The sequence below is a fragment of the Natrinema sp. CRL1 genome (assembly GCF_059162405.1).
In genome coordinates, this window is the sequence record NZ_JBLVOY010000001.1 from 89,418 (window position 1) to 108,427 (window position 19,010).

Sequence of the window (19,010 nt, forward strand, 5' to 3'; positions counted from 1 at the left end):
GCGAAGACAGCGCGACGACAAAAACGCACCGACAACCCGTGGACCGGCGGCGCTCGGAGGGCAACGCACGAACTACTAACGGGCCGCCGGTCGTAGTCCCAGTATGGTCGACTCATCGGACGAGCGGGACCAATCGGACGACTCGGCGGGATCGAACGACTCGGACGCGGACAGCCTGACCGAGTTCGAACTCGAGCGCGGGTACGACCGCAGGGAACTCGCCGCAATCTTTCGCGAGTTCGCGACCGCCTTCGAGGACGGCCGCCCCATTCGATTGGACGGCGACGACCGAACCGTCAGGATCGCCGTTCCGGAGCGCGTCGTCGCCGAATTCGAAGCGGAGTACGACGCCGACGACGAGCCGCCGGTCGGGGAACTCGAACTCGAACTCGAGTGGGACGATCCCGACGGCTCGAGCGTTCGCGTCGCCGACCGCGACTCGATCGCCGACGGCGAGAGTGCTGGGTCAGCCGAGACCACCGAGGCCCCTGACGCCGAGACCGCCGATCACGATGCAGATGCGGACTCGACGGACGTCGATCCCGCGGCGGCAGTGATGCCCCTCGAGGGGATGGCGAACCGCGACGGTGGCGCAGACGGCGTCGAGGCAGACGAGACGGCGGTAACGGCCGACGACGCCACAGCGCCGGCGGACGCCGACCAAGCGGGCGACTCCGGCCGGACGAGCCGCTTCGAGGTCTACGAGGACAAGGGCGGCCAGTGGCGCTGGCGGCTCGTCCACTGGAACGGCAACATCGTCGCCGACAGCGGCGAGGGGTACGCCTCGCGGTCCAACGCCGAACGGGCGGCCCGAAGCGTCATGCGGAGCGCACCGGCGGCGCGGATCGATCGGCTCGAGTAGGCCGAGTCGGAGATCAGCGGGCTACGACCGGATATCCTCGGCGTCGAGATCCACGTCGAGTTCCGCGGAGTGGTCGATCTGTTCGTACTCGAGGGCCGGCGTCGTCCCCGCCGGGACGGCGTTGTACTCCCGGAGAAAACCGATGACGCCCTGTTTTCCCCCGAAGTCACCGCGGTACTGCCGGAACAGCCGCGGCACCGTCGCCGTGTCGTCCTCGTCGTCGTAGCTGACGTTTTCCTCCAGGAACCACTCGATCGCGATGTCTAACTCCTCGTCGACGTCCCGCGGCGAGTAGACCGCGATCGGCGGGCAGTGTTCCGCCCCGTGGCCCAGCGCGAAGTGGACCCGCGGATCGCACTCCTCGAGGCGAAACTGCCGCTCGAACGAGGAGGGAAGCAGCCGGGGGACGTAGCCAAAGCCCCACGACTGCTTGGAACTTCGGAGCAGCCCGTGCTCGATATCGTTGAGACTCAGCCACACCCCACTGACGGGGATCTGATCGCGTGCGAAGAACTTCCACCGGTCGAGGAGTCCGCCCTCGAACAGGTCGGGATCTTCGTCCTCTATCAGCAACTGCGCGTAGGCGTTGTAACAGTTGAGCCAGAAGGCAAGTTTCCCCTCGCGACCGGAGAGCGCTCGCTCTAGCTGGGCTCGCTCGAGCGCCGCCAGATGCTCCCGTAACTGATCGGCGTCGCCCTCGGTCTTGACCGTATACAGGAGATCGGCCGAGAGCGAGAGGGGATCGAGCTGAGTCGACATTCGGTCTAAAATTCGCGAACCAGCCCCTTGAAGCCGTGTGACGGTTGCACACGACAGTCCGGACTGAATACAGGTTCAGGCCGTGGTTTTATGCCCCGAACGGTGGAAATAATGGTGTGAATCTCAGCAAGGGATTTCTCCTCGTCCTCGTCGCCCTCTTCGCGTATCTCTCCCTGTTGCTTGTGCTCCCGTTTTTTCAGTACGTCCTCGGTGCCATCCTCATCGCCTACGTCCTCTACCCGGTCCAGCAGCGCCTCGAGACACACATCGCGCCGCCGATTGCCGCCTTCGGACTCGTCGCCCTCGCGATCGCCGGCTTCGTCGTTCCGTTGATCGGCATCGTCGCGGCGGTCGCCAGCGACGCTCGCCGACTCCTCGAGCAGGTTAATACCGACTCGTTGCAGGTGAGCGACCTCGAGCGGGCGATCGAGGAACAGACCGGCCAGCGCGTCGATCTGCCGGCGGCGCTGACCGACGCCGCACAGAGCGCCGGCACGATGGTGCTCGAACGCTCGACCGAGTGGTTCAGCGCGCTTACGCACGTATTGATCGGGCTGGGGCTTGCGCTCTTCTTGCTCTACTACCTGCTCAAAGACGGTGGGGACCTGTTGGCGTGGCTGCGGGAGCTGACGCCGCTGCCGGACGACGCACAGGACGATTTCTACCAGAAACTGGACGAAGTCATGTGGGCCGTCCTCGCCGGTCACGTCCTGATCGCGATCATTCAGGGCGCTCTCGCCGGGCTGGGACTGTTGGCGACCGGCGTCCCGAACGCCGCGTTCTGGACGTTCGTCATGATCATCCTCTCGCTGATCCCGCTGATCGGCTCGTTTCTGGTCTGGGGGCCGGCCGTCGTCTATCTCTTCCTGAGTAGCGAACCGCTGTTTGCGGTAGGGCTGTTCGTCTACAGCGTGATCATCGTCGGGCTCTCCGACGACTACTTTCGGCCGGTCCTCGTCGATCGCTACGCCGAACTCAACCCCGCCGTCATCATCCTCGGCGTCCTTGGCGGCGTCTACGCCTTCGGCGTCATGGGCCTGTTCTACGGCCCCGTCGTCCTCGGCGCACTGATCGCGACGCTCGACGTGATGAACGACCACTACGACCGACTCGAGGAAACCCCTGGAATGCAGTGACGCTGGCCCGCAATCGAGCGGGGCGACTATAATTTGCGGTCACCCATGACCGCAACAAGAACTGTAACCGCAACAACAGACCGCTACCGCGATTCCTGCCCGCCCGCGAGCAACTCGTCGACGAGCCGCGTAAACCGGTCGACGAGCCGATCGGGAACCGTCGGCGTCACCGTCGCCAGCAGCCGCCCTGTCGCTTCGGGCTCGGCCAGTTCGAGGATGACCCGATTGCGGTCGTCGTAGCGCTTCGTGACGAGGTCGTGTTCGACCAGCCGGTTCAGGTGATACTCGAGCGTGCTCCGGGCGATTTCGAGGTCGTCGGCGACGTCTCCGGGGCCCGCCGGCTCGTGTTCGATCAGGTAGACGACGATCTCTCGAGCGGTCTCCCGGTGGAACAGCGCCAGCGCGGCCCGTTCCCACTCGTCGTAGGCCGGCGGGTAGTAGTGCGTTCGGCCGTAGAACTCCTCGCGGACGAGCCGGTCGTCCTCCCGCAGCCGTCGGATGTGATACTGGACTTGTCCCGGTGCGAAGTCGGACTCTCTGACGAGTTCGTTGAAATGCACGCCGGCGTTGTCGCCGATGTGGGCCTGAATCTGCTGTCGAGTGTTGGTCATCGGTATCTCTGGGTCCGAAGCGCGGACGTATACGTCGGCTACTGCCGGGGGACATATAACGGGTTTCCCACGTTCCCAACACTCGAGAACCGTCGCTCAGTCCCGGGGTCGTCCGTTCGCGTGACCGCCGTCGTATCAGTACAGTTACTCTCTCGACTCGGTCCTCGAGCGCAGTTCGCAGCAGTGGCCGTTCCGATCTGGTATGAATCGAAACTCGGGTCGGCAGCGTCGGACCATCCGCTCAACGATCTACATGCCGCTCGCGGTAAGCGAGCAGTTCCAGTCGAAAATAATCAGTAGCGTGACGACTCGACTTCGACATTAGGCTCGAGCGCGGGCCTGTTCGGGCGTGTCTGCCTTATTGTTCGCGTATGCGTTGTACGCCGAGAGCAGAGCGACGGCCGCGCCGGAGATCGCGGTTCCGGTCGCGAGCTCGCTGCTCCCCATCTCGATGACCGAGGGAGAAATGAGCGCCCAGAGGCCGAGCAGGACGGCAAGCGACGCGACGCCGACGCTCGCCAAGCGATCTCTCGACAGCCGGACGAAGTTGTAGCCGGCGGTCAGGAAGATCGCCGTCCCGACGAGCGTATCGTTCCAGATCGCTGCATCCGTCGACTCGAGGATGAACGGCGAGGCGACGAGGTAGAGCCCGATCAGCGCGACGAGGGCACTCAGCCACTGCATCGCGTCCGTGTTCAGCGAGTTGTAGTCCGCTCTGGCCCCGCGGTCGGTGTCGGTGTTCGTGTTACTCATAGGTTCTTCAATCGCGGTAGCTGCTACCCGGCCAAAACGGCAGTGCCTGCAGCTGTCGGGACCATCGTCGGTCCGCGGTGGCGTCCTCGCGGTGTCCCGACACACTGCAGTTCGCCACGCAGACGGTCGGAGCGATCCCGGCCGGAAACACCGAAGGGAATAGGTGGGTGTCGGCCCGATTACGGGTATCCATCGTATGGAGTTCCCACTGTCAGTCGCCGGTGAGTGGTTAGACCCCCAGCTCGCCCCCGTTCTCGTCTGCGTAATCGCGCTTGCGGTGCTGGGAACGGCGGTGCTGTTCGTCGCCGGACTCGTCGCGTACGCTCGGCGTCGGACACTCCGCTACCTGCTGATTACGGTCGTGCTCGGCATCCTCGTCGTCCGGTCGGTGACCGGCCTGGGGACCGTCCTCGGTCTCGTTCCCATGACGATCCACCACCTCGTCGAGCACGGTTCCGACTTCCTGATCGCAGTGTTGGTCCTCTATGCGGTCTATCGGAGCGGCGCGGCGACCGACGCCATCTCGGTCGAACCGGACGACTAATTTCCGTGGGTGGCACTCCTTGTTCGTGTCGGCCGTCGTGAGATATAAGGTCACGTAGGGACGGGTATCGGTATGTCAGTCCCCGACGCCGCGGCGACGGCGGCAGCCGTCGTCGACGAAATCCTCTCCGCAGTCGTCGCCGACCGAACCGTCCTCGAGGAGGTCACAGCTGGGGTGCTCGCCCGCGGTCACGTATTGCTCGAGGACGTGCCTGGAACGGGTAAGACGCTCACCGCGCGGTCGTTTGCGACCGCGCTCGGACTGGAGTTCTCCCGGATCCAGTTCACGCCGGACCTGATGCCCGCCGACATCACCGGCTCGTACGTCTTCGAGGAGGAGACCGGCGAGTTCCACTTCACGCCCGGCCCGGTGTTCGCGAACGTGGTCCTCGCAGACGAGATCAACCGCGCGCCGCCGAAGACCCAGTCCGCGCTGCTCGAGGCGATGGGCGAAGGACAGGTGACCGTCGACGGCGAGACCCACGAGCTCCCCGAGCCGTTCGTCGTCATCGCGACGCAAAACCCCGTCGAGCAGGAGGGCACATTCGAATTGCCCGAAGCCCAACGCGACCGCTTCATGATCAAGACCTCGCTGGGGTATCCCGACGCCGACGGAACGCGGGAACTGATCGACCGTCGGGCCGACCGCGACCGTCCGGACCCGACGGTCGACCCGATCGTCGACCGCGAGCGGGTGCTCGCCCTCCAGCGCGTGCCCGAAGAAATCACCGTCGAGGACTCGATCCGCGACTACATCGGCGACGTCTGTCGAGCGACCCGGACCGACGGCCGCGTCGACGTCGGCGTCTCGCCCCGCGGCGTCCAGCGACTGTTCGAGGTGAGTCGGGCTCGCGCCGTCCTCGAGGGCCGCGAGTACGTCGTTCCCGACGATATCAAGCGGATCGCCGGGCCGGCGCTCGCCCATCGCCTCGTATTGACCCCCGAGGCGAGCGTGGACGGCGTCTCCCGGCGCGCGGTCATCGACGCCGTCCTCGAGGAGCGTCCAGTGCCGGCGATGGAGCCCCCCTCAACGGACCAGTAACCACGCTCCGCCGCCGACCGCGACCAAGGCACCGATCACGCCCGCCGTCGCCGGAACCGACAGTGTGGGCGCGAGGACCGCCGCTCCGGTCAGCCCGACGGCCGCGACGAGGACGCCGGCGCACGCCATCGCCCCGCTCCAGCCGAGCCGCACGAGCTGTGGGCGACGGGACGCCTCGTGACCGATCTCGCTCGCCAGCGTTCGCCCGTAGCGACCGACATCGTACGCGAACAGCGCGGCCGCGATCGGCACGAACGTTGCTACACCGACCCGGACCGTCTCGAGGTCGAGCAGAACGGTATCGACAGTGCCACCGGCAATACCGCCGCCCGCCGCGAGTGACCCGGCGAGGACGGTACCGGGTGCGGGGGCGTCGCCTCGCAACACCGCAGCCTGGTAGAGCCATGCCGCCAGCCAGCCGGCACCGAGAACGACCGCTATCGCGCCGAAGGCCACGGCCACGACGTTCGTCCCCACGCTGCCGAGCGTCCAGGCGCCGGCGAACGCGAGACCCACGCCCGAGACCGCGCCGACGATAATCGCGACGGCCGCGTTCTGTCGTCCGTCCGTTTGGACCCACGTGGCGCGGACGACCGTCGCCGAGACGGCGACGACGGCGGCGACGGCGGTCACGGCCGCGATCGATCCGCGAACGACGACGCTGCCGGCGATCGCATCAACGAGCAACTCGAGGGGCGGGACGAGCCCGGAGAGCACCGTCAGTACCGCCAGCACGACGATCGCGAGCGCGGTCGCGACCCCGGCCATCCTCGCGAGTGCGTTTCGCGTCCCGTCGTAGGTATCACGTCTCGAGGGAACGGTAAACGCCGCCGGCGGGACGAGAAAGAGGGCGGCCGCGACCGCGACGACGGCGGCGACGAGCGCGAGGAACAGTCCGGACGGGCCGTCGCCGGTGAGCCACGGGACCGCGGCGAGGGCCGGTCCGACGCCGCCGATCGTGTCGATCCAGACGGCGAGCAGTGCCACCCCGGCGGCGACGATCGCCGAACAGAGCGCGGCCGCGCCCGCCCGCAGGAGCGCGATCGGCGTCGGCTCACCGCCGAGAACGCCACCGGCGGCGAGTCCGAGGACCACGCCGACGAGCGCCGAGAGAGCCGCTATCGGCGCTCCCGCGGGACCGATAACCGCGACCCCGCCGAGAGCAACGATCGGAACCAGCGCCGACGCGACCGCAACGCGGCGGTACGAACCCGCGGACAACCCCACCGCCGCTGCGAACCCGATCCCGACGAGGACGCCGGCGACGACGAGCAGTTCCGCGAGGGCGAGCGCCAGCACACCGATACCAGCGGCCATCGCGATCCCCCGTCTCGTCGTCGCTGGGATCCGACCGTCGGCATTCATCGTGTCTCCCCCTTCCTGATCGCGTTGCGAAGTAAGACTCCGAGTGACTGCTTGCGGTCCCAGTCGATGACGCGAGCGCCAGTCGCGCGGGCTCGAGCGAGCCGCGTCTCCCGGTCGAGCGATTCCAGCCGCGTCGCGATATCCTTGGGGTCAGTCGTGACATCGGGCGAGATCACGCGGACCGCGTACCCCCGCGCCCGGAGCCGCTCGACGAGGTCGACCGGTTCGTCGTCCACGAACGAGGAGAACAGATACACCTGCGCCTCGCCGGGCAGCGCCCGGGGGAGGTCCGCGGCGGGATCGTCCGTCCGCGTCCGATTGTTCGGCCGAGACGACCGGTAGCCGAGGAAATTGGCCTCCCGGGCCCCCTCGAGTAGCTGCGACGCTTCCCGTCTCGTCGCGGGGTCGGTTCCCGGGGCGACGGTCGTCAGCCGTTTTTCGTAAAGCCCGACGACGCCGGTCGGATGGCCCGCGGCCACCAGCGCCTCGAGCGCCCGTTCGGCGGCCTCGGCGGAGCGCTCGATCGCGGGCGGGTGTCCAGTCGTCGCCGCATGGAACTGGCTCGGTCTAGCATCGACGACGCAGACGATCCGCGTCGCCCGCTCGGCGCGGTACTCGATGGTTGCTAACTCCCGGCTCCCGGCGTACCGCCGCCAGTCGATCGACCGGACCGGATCGCCCGGCTCGTAGTCGCGGACGGCGTAGAACTCGAGGCCACTGCCGCCCTCGTCGGTCGGCACCTCGCCCGCGTAGTCGTTCGTCCCGTCGCCGAGCGACACCGACTCGACGACCGGCGAACAGCGGACCGCGTCGTCGCCGCTCGCGCCTGCACGCCACGTCTCGGCCACCGTCCCCGTGAGATCGCGCGTTCGAACCGTGGCACCACCGAACGCGTGCTCGCCGCGCCGGCATTCGAGCTCGTACTCGAGGGTCGTCTCCTCGAGGGGGTCGAGGGTCTCACACGCACGCGGCGAGCCGGAAACGACCGGCAACGCGTCGGGCACGCCGTCGACGACACGCAGGTCGACGATCGCGTCCGAGCCGGCGTTTTGGACCGTCGTCCGCACCGTGACGGTCTCACCCGGATCGGCGGATACCGCCGCGGAGCTGGTGCCGGTGTCGGTACCCTCGTCGTCGACGACTTCGCCACTCGCGCCGTCGCGAACCGAAATCCGACGGTCGATACGCACCATCGACGGCTGATTCGTCCCGAACACGGCCGCGGCGACGTACCACAGCGGGAGCGTCGCGGCGGCGACGAGGAGTTGGCTGCCGGCGGCGATGCCGAGCCCTGCGAGTGCGAGCGTCGCGGCGATGGCCCACTCGTCGCCCGCGAGTCGCTCGACGGTCCGTTCTGTCATCGGTCTCCCTCCCCGTCGACGGCTTCGATCGCCGCGAGCGTGCGACGGACGCGGCGCTGGTACGCCGCGCCGGGGTCGACCGCGGCCCGGAGCCGTTCGTCAAGCGGTTGTCGCCGACCGTCGGCGAGGAACGCGGCGGCGACGGAGTCCTCGGTCCACGTCCCCGAGCGGACGGCCTCGCGAGCCGAATCGGCCGCAAGCCCGCGTTTCGTGACGACGACCCGAACCGCACCCTCGGCGAGCCGTCGACGAACGTCCCTCGCCGACTCGTTCGCTCGACAGCGGTACCGGCCCTGCGCGGCGGCGGTGATGGTCCGTTGTGTTTCGCGGCCGACTGCGGTCTCGGTACGACTGACACCCGGTTCGGGTGGGACACCCTCGAGCAGCGGGGATTCACTCGAGCGGTCGCGGGTCCACAGCCACCAGCACACGCCCGCTACGATCGTGACTCCGAACGCCGGAAACAGCACTGCGAGCGGATACAGCAGGACGGTGAGAGGCTGGACGGACGGAACGAACCCGCCGAGTAACACCGCGCCGACCGCGAGGACGACACCGGCACTGACCACTCCCGTCGCGACTCGCTCCGGATCGACGGCGCGGAGTTGGGCCAACGGGTCCCGTCGCGGTCCGGACGACGAACGCGGACTCATTCCGACCCCTCCCCGTCCGGCTCGTCGTCTAGTAGGTCCTGTACCGCGGCCCGCGCCGCCGCGGCTCGCTCCGAAGACGGCTCGCGGCCGCCGTACTCGATGTCACGAACGATCGCGACGAGCCGACTCACGCGGTCTGCGGGGAACCCGGCGGCGAGCGCGTCGCGAGCCACTGCGCCGGGGGTTTCCGTCTCGCGGTCGTCGATCTCGAGGCGATCGAGGAACGCGTGCCATGCCGCTCGGACCTCCGCGCGCGGCCCGCGAGGGGTCAGCGGTTCGGCCGCAAGTTCGGGGGTGGCCGTCTCGCCGTCGCTCGACTCGTCGGCGTCCTCGTCGTCGGCAGTCGTTCTGAGAATCCCCGCGAGCAGCGACCGGTCGCTGTCGGCCGACGATCGGCCGAGCGATCCCAGCGATCCGAGCGACGGGAGCGAGCCGAACGCGCGGCCGACCGACGGGAGGGCCGATCCCAACGAGGGGAATCCGAGACTCGAGCCACCGAACTCGAGGCGAGGCATCGAGACGGTCGGGAGCGATATCGACGGCAGACTGTATCCGCCAATAGCGCCGAAGAGACGGCCGAGTGCGGCTCCCAGGCTCCCGACCACGTCCGCGAGCGCGACGAACAGCGCTGCCGCCCCGGTTCCGCGCCGCCGTTCACTGGTAGCGACCAGTCGGAGGTAGGTCACGACGCCGCCGATACAGAATCCCGGGACGAGCACGACGACCGCCGCCAGCCGCAAGTAGAGGTTCCCGACGGTCGCCGTCGCGGTCTCCGCACCGACCTCGGCCGTCACGGTCGCCCCGTCATCGATCGGCAGCCAGAGCTGCGCCCGCCCGTCCTCGCCGGTCGTCGCCGTCCCGCCGTTCTCGAGGGAGACCGTCGCGTTGGGGACGCCGTCCCCGTCGGCCGACACCTGGACGGGCGCGGGCGAGCCGGGGAACAGAACCGGCGAGACGAACTCGACCGTCGGTTCGGCCACGTCGACGGTCCGATTGCCCGCGATCGGGCCGCGTTCGACCCGCAAATCAACTGATCCGGTCGTTTCCGGGAGTAGTACGCTCGCTTTCCCGTCCTCGTCGGTCGTCGCGACTGCCGTCCCGTCACGGAAGACCGTCGCGTCGGCCACCGGCGTCGAGCCGACCGACGCCGAGATCTCGAGGTCGCGAGCCGGAGCCGCCCCGCCGTGGGTCTCGAGCGTCGCAGCCGTCGGGACGTCGAACGTCCGCGATTGGCTTTCCTCAGGGATCGAGACGGTCATCTCCTCGGCGTACGGGACGACGATGGTGGCCCTGCCGAACTCGTCTACCTCCGTGACGTTCTCGCTGTTGACTGCGATGGTTCTCGTGCTGAAATGGCTGGGATGGTTGGTCTGGACTGTCACGTTGCTTCCCGGTTCGATCTCGCCGTCGATCTCGATCTCTCTCGTCTCCGATTCGTCGTCGTTTTCGCTGTCGCGCTCGCTCGTGTCGCCGGGCGATTCCGTGACGAGCTCGGGCGTCTCTTCTATCGAGCCCCAGTCGCCGGCGATCGGCTCTCCGTCGCTCCCGCCGGGCCCGTCGAGTCGCGGGTCCGCCGCGGGCAGCGCGCTCGCGACGACGAACAGACAGCACAGACAGCCGACGACGAGCAGGAGCCGGCGTGCCCCCGTCACGACTGCCCCTCCAGTTCAGCCGCCATTTCGGCCAATCGTCGAACGCGGACCTCGACCGGCGGGTGAGTCTCGGCCGAGTCGGTATCGACGGGTCCCGAGGGCGTTGTAGCCTCGAGCCACGACGTGACGTTCGCGCGCCGGGTCGTCTCGTCTCCCGGCCGCCGGATCTCGGGCAGCGACGTCGTCTCGTCGCCCGTCACGGGATCGGCAGGGATGATACACAACGCTCTCGTTTTGGCCGTCCGGAGATCCGTCTCCGGCGTTCCGGCCGTCTCGGCGAGAGTTACCAACGCGCTCGCGAGCGCGATCGGCGTTCCAGTGAGCCGGGCGGCCGCGGCGTCGGCGGCAAACTCCCGGGTCTGTGACAGCGTTCGGGTCGCCCAGTCGGCGATCGTCGGGAACACCCACAGGACCGGCGCGACGAAGACGCCGGTCAGCACGACTAAGGGGAGAAACCAGTACACCGCCACCCGGCTGCCGCCCGACAGCTCACCGGGATCGGACAGCGCGCGGCGCGCGAGCAGCGCCGCGTGGTAGGCCCGGTCGGCGATCTCGAGGAACAACGTCGTGATCGTCATCAGCGTCACGTCCCGGTTGGCGACGTGGGCGATCTCGTGGGCGAGGACCGCCTCGAGTTCGTCGGCGTCGAGGGCCTCGACCAGTCCCGTCGTGACGACGATTGTCGCGTCGGTGAGCCGGCCAACGGTGTAACAACTCGCCGCCTCGTCGGCGACGACGCGAACGTCCGGCTCCGGAACGTCGGCGGTCATCGCCAGCCGTCGGACCGTTCGCGCGACGGCGTGGTCCGCGTCGCCGGCGTCGCCGCGCGTTCCCGAGAGCACGCGCCGGTAGCCGTAATACGTCTGTGCCGCGAGGAAACCGCCAATCAGCACCAGTGCCGTCGTCCACGAGACTGGCAACTGGAAGAGGTCGAACTCGACGGCTCCGTACTGGAGGTAGACGATCGTCCCGCCGACGATTCCCGGGAGCAAGACGCCGTACGTCCACAACAGCGTGAGCACGAACACGGCAGTAACCGCGACGAACACACCGAGGACTGCACAGATCCGCAACCGAAGATTCATGGAGGGCGCTTGCTCGAATTCCTGCCTCCGGGACCAAAAATTTTCCCCGAACGTTCAGGGTAGGTGTCGTCTCCCACGACTGGCCGCCGCGGTGCCCACAGTGACTATGCACTCGTTACAGTCTGTATTGGGTCGCTCGAGTCGTCCATGCCACGATTTTTACTTTGACCGGACCCGCGTCGAACTCCTGCGTGGTACTTGACAAACATTTAATTCGCGTGGGACGCTAGTGCTAAGTATGGTCGAATCCCTCGTGGGGAACGTGCCGCTCTTGCTCTTGGTGGTGGGTCTCGTACTGATGGTACTCGAGGCCATCTCGCCGGGAGCCCACCTCATCGTCATCGGGATCGCGCTGGTCGGCGCGGGGCTGATCGGCGTGCTCTTTCCGCCCGTGGCGAACGTACTCGTGCTCGCAGGGTTGACACTCGCGATCGGGGTTGTCGCCGCCTACATCTACAACCGCTTTGATTTCTACGGCGGGAAAGGAACTGCCCGAACCACGGACTCGGACTCGCTGTCCGGCGCGACCGGCTACGTCACCGAGACGGTCACGAACCGCAGCGGCGAGGTCAAACTCGAGGAAGGCGGCTTTGCCCCCTACTACAGCGCGCGAACCACCAGCGGGACGATCGAGGAAGGCGAGGAGGTCATCGTCATCGATCCCGGCGGCGGAAACGTGCTCACGGTCGAATCCATCGACGCCATCGGCGAGGACGAGATCGATCGCGCACTGGCACGAGACGCCCAACAAGAGGACTCGAAACCCGCGGACGGCGATAACGGATCGCCGGCCGACGCCGAACGAGAGACGGAAACGGAGCGCTCGAGTTGATCTCTGCTATCGTCTCGCACATGTTGACGAAATAAGGGAACGCTTTTCTCCCCACCGCCGTAAGGCCGAAATATGGTGTTACAACTGTTCCCGATGCAAACCGCCGGCGCAGCCGTGTTGCTCGTCGGTGCCCTCGTCCTCGTCCTCGTGATCGCCGCGCTGCTGAGCGCGATCGAGATCGTCGACGCCTACGAGAAACGTGCCCTCACCGTCTTCGGCGAGTACCGCAAACTGCTCGAGCCGGGGATCAACTTCGTCCCGCCGTTCGTCTCGAACACGTACGCCTTCGACATGCGTACCCAGACACTGGACGTCCCCCGGCAGGAAGCGATCACCCGCGACAACTCGCCGGTGACCGCCGACGCCGTCGTCTACATCAAGGTGATGGACGCCAAGAAGGCGTTCCTGCAGGTCGACGACTACAAGAAGGCCGTCTCGAATCTCGCCCAGACCACTCTGCGTGCCGTACTGGGCGACATGGAACTGGACGACACGCTGAACAAGCGCCAAGAGATCAACGCGCGCATCCGCGAAGAACTCGACGAACCCACCGACGAGTGGGGGATCCGCGTCGAATCAGTCGAGGTTCGCGAGGTCAACCCCTCGAAGGACGTCCAGCGCGCGATGGAACAACAGACCTCTGCCGAGCGGAAACGCCGCGCCATGATCCTCGAGGCACAGGGTGAACGCCGCAGCGCCGTCGAGAAGGCCGAAGGTGACAAACAGAGCGAAATCATCCGCGCACAGGGTGAGAAACAGAGCCAGATCCTCGAGGCACAGGGTGACTCGATCTCGACCGTGCTGCGGGCTCGGTCGGCCGAGTCGATGGGCGAGCGCGCCATCATCGACAAGGGGATGGAAACGCTCGGCGAGATCGGGCAGGGCGAGTCGACGACGTTCGTCATGCCCCAGGAACTCACCTCGCTGGTCGGCCGCTACGGCAAGCACCTCTCGGGCAGCGACGTCGAGGGCAACGGCACCGACCTCGAGAGCCGCGATTTCGACGACGAGACCCGCGAACTGATCGGCTTAGACGATATCGCCGAGATCATCGGTGAGATCGATCAGGAAGCCGACATGGACGTCGAAGCTATGGAGCAGGAGGCCCAAGCGATCAAGGAAGGCAAGGATCCGGCGAATATCTCGGACCCGGACGAAGTCATCGAGGAGATGGACCAGGACTTCCAGAGCCAGGCCGACGGCGGCACCGAGATGCCGGCCGACGAGGACGACCCCTCCACGAACGACTGACTCCGGTCTCCCGTTCGGTTGCGGTCGCTTCGATTTGTTTCCCCCTCGAGTCCGAGCCCACGTATCGAATCCCTAACTGGTAATACTCGGTGAACAAAGCAGAGCGAAACCTGTTTTACGTGTCACGCCGTTGTAGACGGTAGTACGCATGACAGCACCCGATGGGGTCGACGACGAGAAACGAGCGACCCTGCGCCGATTCGCCGCCCTCGGTGCCGCTTCCCCGCTTGTCGGACGCTCCGATTCAGCGGCGGCTGACACGGGTGAAAGCGATGCTCGCGATGCGATCGCGGGCTATCTCTCCACGACGCCCGGCGCGCACTTCTCGAAGATCCGCGACGACTTGCAACTCGGAACCGGCGAAACCCAACATCACCTGCGCCGGCTCGAGGAACTCGAGGCCATCGAGCGCTACCGCGACGGCGACTACAAGCGATTCGTCACGGCCGGCCGGTTCGACGAATTCGAAAAACGCGCCCTCGGCTACCTCCGCCGAGAGACCCCGCGGGGCATGCTGATCGAACTGCTCTTGCATCCGGACGCCACCGCCGGCGACCTCGCGACGGCGCTCGAGGTTTCCCCGCCGACGGTAAGTAAGTACGCCGGCGAACTCGAGGAAGCCGGATTGCTTTCCCGGGACGACGGCTACGCCGTCGAACGACCCGAGACGGTGCTGGTACTGGTCGTCGGTCACGCGGACTCCTTTGGCGACCGCGCGCGGACGCTCGCTCGAGACGCGGATCAGTTCCTCGAGTATCAGCCCTGACTGTCAGGGCTACGTCACTGTTACGCCGCGGTAAGACCCTCTTACTGCGCTATTATGACGATCCGTTCGATTCGAGCAGCGACGCCAGTTCGGTCAGCGACGTGAGGTCGTGGGTCGCATCGATCGACCGCTCGCGGTTGTGAGACCGCCGGAGGAACGCGGTCTCGAGGCCGGCCGCGCGCCCGGCGGTCACGTCCGTTTCCGAATCGCCGACGTAGATCCCGCTCGTGACGCCGAGGGCCTCGAGTGCCTCTTCGATGTAGTAGGGGTCGGGCTTGCGCCGCTCGTAGCCCTCGACCGTCGGGTCTCGGCCGCGGACGATGTCGAACTCGAACCCGTAGTAGTTGGCGACGAACTCGGCGGTCTCGTGGCGGTTGTTGGTGACGAGTCCGATCGCCGTCCGTTCGCCGAGGTCGTGAATCGCGTCGATATCGTCGTAGGTGCCGCGCTCGCCCGCCCGAAGCCGCTCGTGGGTACCGCTCGAGGCGTGTGTCTCCTTCCGTTTCCAGAACTGTGCGAGATCGATCCCGAGATCCCGGCAGTGGTTCCGAATCCGTTCGTGGTCGTGGTCCCGAAAATCGCGACGCTGCGACGGCGTCGGGTCGACCCCAAGGTCGTCGAGGGCCGCGTCGGCGGCGTCGGCGTACACCTGCGGGTGCGTTCGCGGCCCCTCGAGGATGACGCCGTCCATATCGAACAGTACTGCCGTCATGTCCCGATATTGTGGCCTCGCGATAGAAGAGCGTTCGCGTCGCTCGTTACGATCGGTAAACCGAGAGCAGAAACGGACCGCGCGACTGCAGTCGACGTTACGCGTCGACTTTCCAGGTAGTACTCGAGGAATACCCCCACTTCTCGATCTCGACGTCGTAGTCGCCCTCTTGAAGTGCGGTGATGTTCGAGCCGACCTCTTTTGCCGTCATGCCGAGCTCCTTGCCGATGAGGCGGGATTTGAAGTACGTCTTCGTCGCCGCGTTGTTCCGGAGGTACTCCAGAATCCGCTGCTGTTTGCTCGTGAGGTCGGGGGCCATTGCAGTGCTCATACACGAACGGATGACAGGAACACCCTTAGGGGGTTTGGTACGTGCGGTTAACCCGCTCACGTCGGGCGATTTCCACGCGGCGTAATCCGCTACTAACCGGACGGAAAGGTTTCGTTGGTACGTGCGGTTAATATATACTCCCTTCGGACTGTCGTTTGTTCGTGATGGTTTCCAGCCGACGGGAGCCGATCGGCATTTCGATTGCCGCGACGAAAGCGGGACCCGTCACAGCGGTCGAGAGTCACGCGTCGATGTCGTAATACCCCGTTACGAACGGTCCGAACGAAGCCGCAACCGCCTCGCCCAGCGCTTGCGTCCGGCTCGTCAGGCCGTCAGTGAGCGCGCCCGCGGCTCCTTCCGCCTCGGCGACGTTCTCGGTGCCGAGTAGATCGTCCATGACCGGTCCCAGCTCCGCGCCGTCCGCGACCCGCTCGGCGACCTGATCGGGGAGTCGAAGCGTCGGCCCGCCGCCGCGCTCGAGTTGATCGCCGTCGGTGACGGCACCCCACATGATTAGGGAGAGTCCCGGCGTCGCCTCGAGCCGAACGACCCCGCCCTCGAGGCCGACGCCGTAGTCTGCCTCGGTCGCGGCGAGCGCGCGCCGGGCGCGGTTCTCGGCACCGGACACGGTTTCCTCGAGCGATCGCGGCTGTTCGTTCACCCCGGAGTCGACGTCGACGGCGGTCACGGTCGGTTCGTATCGCTCGAGCGTGCGTTCGACCGCGTCGATCTTGACCGGGTTCGTGCTGCCGATTGCGAGTTCCATACCGGGCGTCCGCACGGAGCGGAGTTGGCACCTCCGATTTCGCCTGTAGCGGTCGTCTTCTCTGGTTTAATGTTTCCATTTATCATGCTCGTTCGCCCGAATTACCCGTTTTCGAGGGATATGGGGGCGCGATTTCGAAACCATTAAACCTCGAGTCTCTGAACGTGGGAGGTAACGGATCCGTCCGGGCTTTTGCAATCGGTTCGGCCGGGCAGCAATCGCCATCGTATGACTAACGCACCATCGAACACGAGAGTACGACGTAGCGAACCCGAAACGAACGAACAGGAGACCGAGAGCGAGGAGCAAGAGGATCTGGTCTGTCCCGAGTGTGCCGGCAACCTCGTCGTCGACGACGAGCACGGCGAGACCGTCTGTGAAGACTGCGGACTGGTCGTCGAGGAAGACTCCGTCGACCGCGGCCCCGAGTGGCGAGCCTTCGACGCTGCCGAGAAAAACGAGAAGTCCCGCGTGGGCGCACCCACGACGAACACGATGCACGACAAGGGGCTCTCGACGAACATCGACTGGCGCAACAAGGACGCCTACGGCAACTCGCTCGGCTCGCGCCAGCGCGAGAAGATGCAGCGCCTGCGCAAGTGGAACGAGCGCTTCCGCACCCGCGACTCCAAGGAGCGCAACCTGAAACAGGCACTCGGCGAGATCGACCGCATGGCGAGCGCCCTCGGCCTGCCGACGAACGTCCGCGAGACCGCGTCGGTCATCTACCGCCGCGCGCTCGACGAGGACCTGCTGCCGGGCCGCTCCATCGAGGGCGTCTCGACGGCCTGTGTCTACGCCGCCGCGCGACAGGCCGGCGTCCCCCGCAGCCTCGACGAGATCGCCGACGTCTCCCGCGTCGAGAAAAACGAAATCGCGCGCACCTACCGCTACGTGGTCCGCGAACTGGGCCTCGAGGTCCAGCCGGCCGACCCCGAGAGCTACGTCCCCCGCTTCGCTTCGGGACTCGAACTCTCCGACGAGGCCGAACACCGCGCGCGGAGCCTCCTCCAGAACGCCAAGGAGAAGGGCGTCCACAGCGGCAAGTCGCCGGTCGGCCTCGCGGCCGCTGCCGTCTACGCCGCTGCGCTCCTGACCAACGAAAAGACCACCCAGGCCGCCGTCAGCGACGTCGCCGATATCTCCGAAGTGACGATTCGGAACCGCTACCACGAACTCCTCGAGGCCGAGGAGACAATCGGGATGGCCTAACGCGGGCAACGCACACCCACGCCGACACTCGCCGAAACGACACCGTTTTTGTCGCTCTCGCTCCCACTCCATAGCAATGGGACTGGATTTCGACTCGTTCGTCCTCGCAGCCGCGACGGCGGATCTCTCCGACGAACCCGCAGCCCGCGAGCACGCGGACGCGATCGAATTTCGGATGGATCTGACCGACGAGCCGTTGGCCGCGCTCGAGGCCTACGACGGCGAGTTGCCGATCATCGCCACGAACCGCGCCGACTGGGAAGGCGGAGAAGCAGTCGACGACGGTCGGCTCGAGGCGCTGGCGGCGGCGACAGGCAACGACGGCGTCGAAGCGATCGATATCGAACTCGAGTCGATCCTCGAGGGCGAAGCCGAGGACCTGCTCGAGACGGCTCGCAATCGCGACGTGTCGATCATCGCGTCGGCCCACGATTTCGAGGGAACGGCGCCCCGTAAAGAGATGGTTCGAACGCTGACAGAGGCGGGCAAGTACGCCGATGTGGCGAAGTTGGCGGTGACTGCGGAGTCAAAGGCGGACACGCTCGCGTTACTCTCTGCGACCGAGCAGTTGGCCTCGCACGGCGATACCGTGGCGACGATGGCGATGGGGGAGATCGGGAGTCACACGCGCGCAGTGGCTCCCGTCTACGGCTCGAAGATCGGCTACGCGCCCGTGGATCCTGCGGAGGCGACCGCGCCGGGCCAGTACGACCTCGAGACGCTCGCCGATCTGGTCGCACAACTCGCGTGAGCTGAAAACAACGAGAATCGGAATGTTAAGGGCAGGGGATCCCTACCATCCCCACGTACAATGACATGGCTCCGTGCGCTTCTCGCCGCCGGCCTCTCCGTGATCATGCCCGGCGCGGGTCACATTCTCATTCGGGACTGGCTCCGCGCCGCTGCGTTCGCCGGGCTTTTCGTGTCGGCGAGCGTCCTCTTTCTTCCGATCGACCAGCTGACGGCCGCCGGGCCGGTAACGAGCGTCGACGATATTACCGTGTACGCGGATATCATGGCCGCGGAGACCGACGCGATAGCGCAGTTCCTCCTCTCGTTTATCGCCCTGTTCGCCGCGATCGATTCGACGTTTCGCGCGCTCGGCCACTCCTCTGTCGGGGCCGACGCCACGGAGGGGCCGACCTGCCCCGAGTGCGGCAAAGAAATCGATGCGGACCTCGAGTTCTGTCACTGGTGTACGACGCGCCTCGAGCCCGTCGAGCCCGAGGCGGAGACGAACGATCTCTGATACGGTTTACTGTACGTCATTTCCGGTGCAACCGCGACCCGGGCGGCGATTGCGCCGGTAAATCGGTAC

The 19,010-nt window shown here is 66.5% G+C and carries 21 protein-coding genes; 10 read left to right on the top strand and 11 right to left on the bottom strand.

What is annotated here, in order from left to right:
* The first annotated feature begins 103 nt into the window (after positions 1–103).
* Entirely contained in the window at positions 104–862 is a 759-nt protein-coding gene (locus ACJYUO_RS00515; protein WP_494343469.1) for an amphi-Trp domain-containing protein, read from the top strand.
* Positions 863–883: 21 nt separating this feature from the next.
* On the opposite strand, the gene ACJYUO_RS00520 is transcribed toward ACJYUO_RS00515, so the two are convergent.
* Positions 884–1,621: a DUF547 domain-containing protein gene (locus ACJYUO_RS00520; protein WP_494343470.1), complete on the bottom strand. Its 738-nt coding sequence runs from the start codon at positions 1,619–1,621 to the stop codon at positions 884–886.
* 116 nt (positions 1,622–1,737) lie between these two features.
* On the opposite strand from ACJYUO_RS00520, the gene ACJYUO_RS00525 reads away from it, so the two are divergent.
* Positions 1,738–2,757, top strand: coding sequence for an AI-2E family transporter (locus tag ACJYUO_RS00525; protein ID WP_494343471.1), 1,020 nt, complete (start codon positions 1,738–1,740; stop codon positions 2,755–2,757).
* Positions 2,758–2,840: 83 nt separating this feature from the next.
* On the opposite strand, the gene ACJYUO_RS00530 is transcribed toward ACJYUO_RS00525, so the two are convergent.
* Together ACJYUO_RS00530 and ACJYUO_RS00535 are read right to left on the bottom strand one after the other, a co-directional pair.
* Positions 2,841–3,368 carry a winged helix-turn-helix transcriptional regulator gene (locus ACJYUO_RS00530; protein ID WP_494343472.1) on the bottom strand — a complete coding sequence of 176 codons (528 nt, stop codon included), beginning with the start codon at positions 3,366–3,368 and terminating at the stop codon, positions 2,841–2,843.
* A gap of 321 nt (positions 3,369–3,689) precedes the next feature.
* Positions 3,690–4,121: an SPW repeat domain-containing protein gene (locus ACJYUO_RS00535; protein ID WP_494343473.1), complete on the bottom strand. Its 432-nt coding sequence runs from the start codon at positions 4,119–4,121 to the stop codon at positions 3,690–3,692.
* Between the two features lie 196 nt (positions 4,122–4,317).
* Here ACJYUO_RS00535 and ACJYUO_RS00540 point away from each other — a divergent pair, with 196 nt between their 5' ends.
* A complete protein-coding gene (locus ACJYUO_RS00540; protein ID WP_494343474.1) occupies positions 4,318–4,665 on the top strand; it encodes a DUF7471 family protein in 348 nt (115 codons plus the stop codon).
* Between the two features lie 72 nt (positions 4,666–4,737).
* A complete protein-coding gene (locus ACJYUO_RS00545) occupies positions 4,738–5,706 on the top strand; it encodes an AAA family ATPase (RefSeq protein WP_494343475.1) in 969 nt (322 codons plus the stop codon).
* Here ACJYUO_RS00545 and ACJYUO_RS00550 read toward each other — a convergent pair.
* The 5 genes from ACJYUO_RS00550 to ACJYUO_RS00570 are packed head-to-tail and all read right to left on the bottom strand — an operon-like array spanning position 5,692 to position 11,822.
* Entirely contained in the window at positions 5,692–7,071 is a 1,380-nt protein-coding gene (locus tag ACJYUO_RS00550) for a hypothetical protein (protein WP_494343476.1), read from the bottom strand. The genes ACJYUO_RS00545 and ACJYUO_RS00550 overlap by 15 nt on opposite strands.
* On the bottom strand, positions 7,068–8,432 hold the full coding sequence (locus ACJYUO_RS00555; RefSeq protein WP_494343477.1) for a DUF58 domain-containing protein: 1,365 nt from the start codon (positions 8,430–8,432) through the stop codon (positions 7,068–7,070). The genes ACJYUO_RS00550 and ACJYUO_RS00555 overlap by 4 nt, the downstream gene beginning before the upstream one ends.
* On the bottom strand, positions 8,429–9,085 hold the full coding sequence (locus ACJYUO_RS00560) for a DUF7269 family protein (RefSeq protein WP_494343478.1): 657 nt from the start codon (positions 9,083–9,085) through the stop codon (positions 8,429–8,431). Before ACJYUO_RS00560 ends, ACJYUO_RS00555 begins: the two co-directional genes overlap by 4 nt.
* Positions 9,082–10,737: a DUF4129 domain-containing protein gene (locus tag ACJYUO_RS00565; protein WP_494343479.1), complete on the bottom strand. Its 1,656-nt coding sequence runs from the start codon at positions 10,735–10,737 to the stop codon at positions 9,082–9,084. Before ACJYUO_RS00565 ends, ACJYUO_RS00560 begins: the two co-directional genes overlap by 4 nt.
* Positions 10,734–11,822 (bottom strand): M48 family metalloprotease, encoded by a 1,089-nt coding sequence (locus ACJYUO_RS00570; protein ID WP_494343480.1) that lies wholly within the window; start codon positions 11,820–11,822, stop codon positions 10,734–10,736. Before ACJYUO_RS00570 ends, ACJYUO_RS00565 begins: the two co-directional genes overlap by 4 nt.
* 238 nt (positions 11,823–12,060) lie before the next feature.
* Between ACJYUO_RS00570 and ACJYUO_RS00575 the strand changes: the two genes are divergently transcribed.
* The 3 genes from ACJYUO_RS00575 (at position 12,061) to ACJYUO_RS00585 (ending at position 14,671) form a co-directional block, all read left to right on the top strand.
* Entirely contained in the window at positions 12,061–12,654 is a 594-nt protein-coding gene (locus tag ACJYUO_RS00575) for an NfeD family protein (protein WP_494343481.1), read from the top strand.
* A 72-nt stretch (positions 12,655–12,726) separates the two neighbouring features.
* Entirely contained in the window at positions 12,727–13,905 is a 1,179-nt protein-coding gene (locus tag ACJYUO_RS00580; RefSeq protein WP_494343482.1) for an SPFH domain-containing protein, read from the top strand.
* Between the two features lie 148 nt (positions 13,906–14,053).
* The gene (locus ACJYUO_RS00585) at positions 14,054–14,671 is read left to right on the top strand and encodes a winged helix-turn-helix transcriptional regulator (RefSeq protein WP_494343483.1); all 618 of its coding nucleotides are present in this window, start codon (positions 14,054–14,056) and stop codon (positions 14,669–14,671) included.
* Between the two features lie 52 nt (positions 14,672–14,723).
* On the opposite strand, the gene ACJYUO_RS00590 is transcribed toward ACJYUO_RS00585, so the two are convergent.
* The 3 genes from ACJYUO_RS00590 to yjjX all read right to left on the bottom strand — a co-directional run bounded on the left by ACJYUO_RS00590 (position 14,724) and on the right by yjjX (position 16,480).
* The gene (locus ACJYUO_RS00590) at positions 14,724–15,383 is read right to left on the bottom strand and encodes an HAD family hydrolase (RefSeq protein ID WP_494343484.1); all 660 of its coding nucleotides are present in this window, start codon (positions 15,381–15,383) and stop codon (positions 14,724–14,726) included.
* 97 nt (positions 15,384–15,480) lie between these two features.
* Positions 15,481–15,702 carry a DUF7123 family protein gene (locus ACJYUO_RS00595; protein WP_006429128.1) on the bottom strand — a complete coding sequence of 74 codons (222 nt, stop codon included), beginning with the start codon at positions 15,700–15,702 and terminating at the stop codon, positions 15,481–15,483.
* A gap of 253 nt (positions 15,703–15,955) precedes the next feature.
* Complete coding sequence (yjjX, locus tag ACJYUO_RS00600; protein WP_494343485.1) at positions 15,956–16,480, bottom strand: inosine/xanthosine triphosphatase; 525 nt, start codon at positions 16,478–16,480, stop codon at positions 15,956–15,958.
* 228 nt (positions 16,481–16,708) lie between these two features.
* Here yjjX and ACJYUO_RS00605 point away from each other — a divergent pair, with 228 nt between their 5' ends.
* The 3 genes from ACJYUO_RS00605 (at position 16,709) to ACJYUO_RS00615 (ending at position 18,941) form a co-directional block, all read left to right on the top strand.
* Complete coding sequence (locus ACJYUO_RS00605; RefSeq protein ID WP_494343486.1) at positions 16,709–17,692, top strand: transcription initiation factor IIB; 984 nt, start codon at positions 16,709–16,711, stop codon at positions 17,690–17,692.
* Positions 17,693–17,768: 76 nt separating this feature from the next.
* Complete coding sequence (locus ACJYUO_RS00610; RefSeq protein WP_494343487.1) at positions 17,769–18,443, top strand: type I 3-dehydroquinate dehydratase; 675 nt, start codon at positions 17,769–17,771, stop codon at positions 18,441–18,443.
* A gap of 60 nt (positions 18,444–18,503) precedes the next feature.
* The gene (locus ACJYUO_RS00615) at positions 18,504–18,941 is read left to right on the top strand and encodes a DUF7575 domain-containing protein (protein ID WP_494343488.1); all 438 of its coding nucleotides are present in this window, start codon (positions 18,504–18,506) and stop codon (positions 18,939–18,941) included.
* Positions 18,942–19,010: the final 69 nt, after the last annotated feature.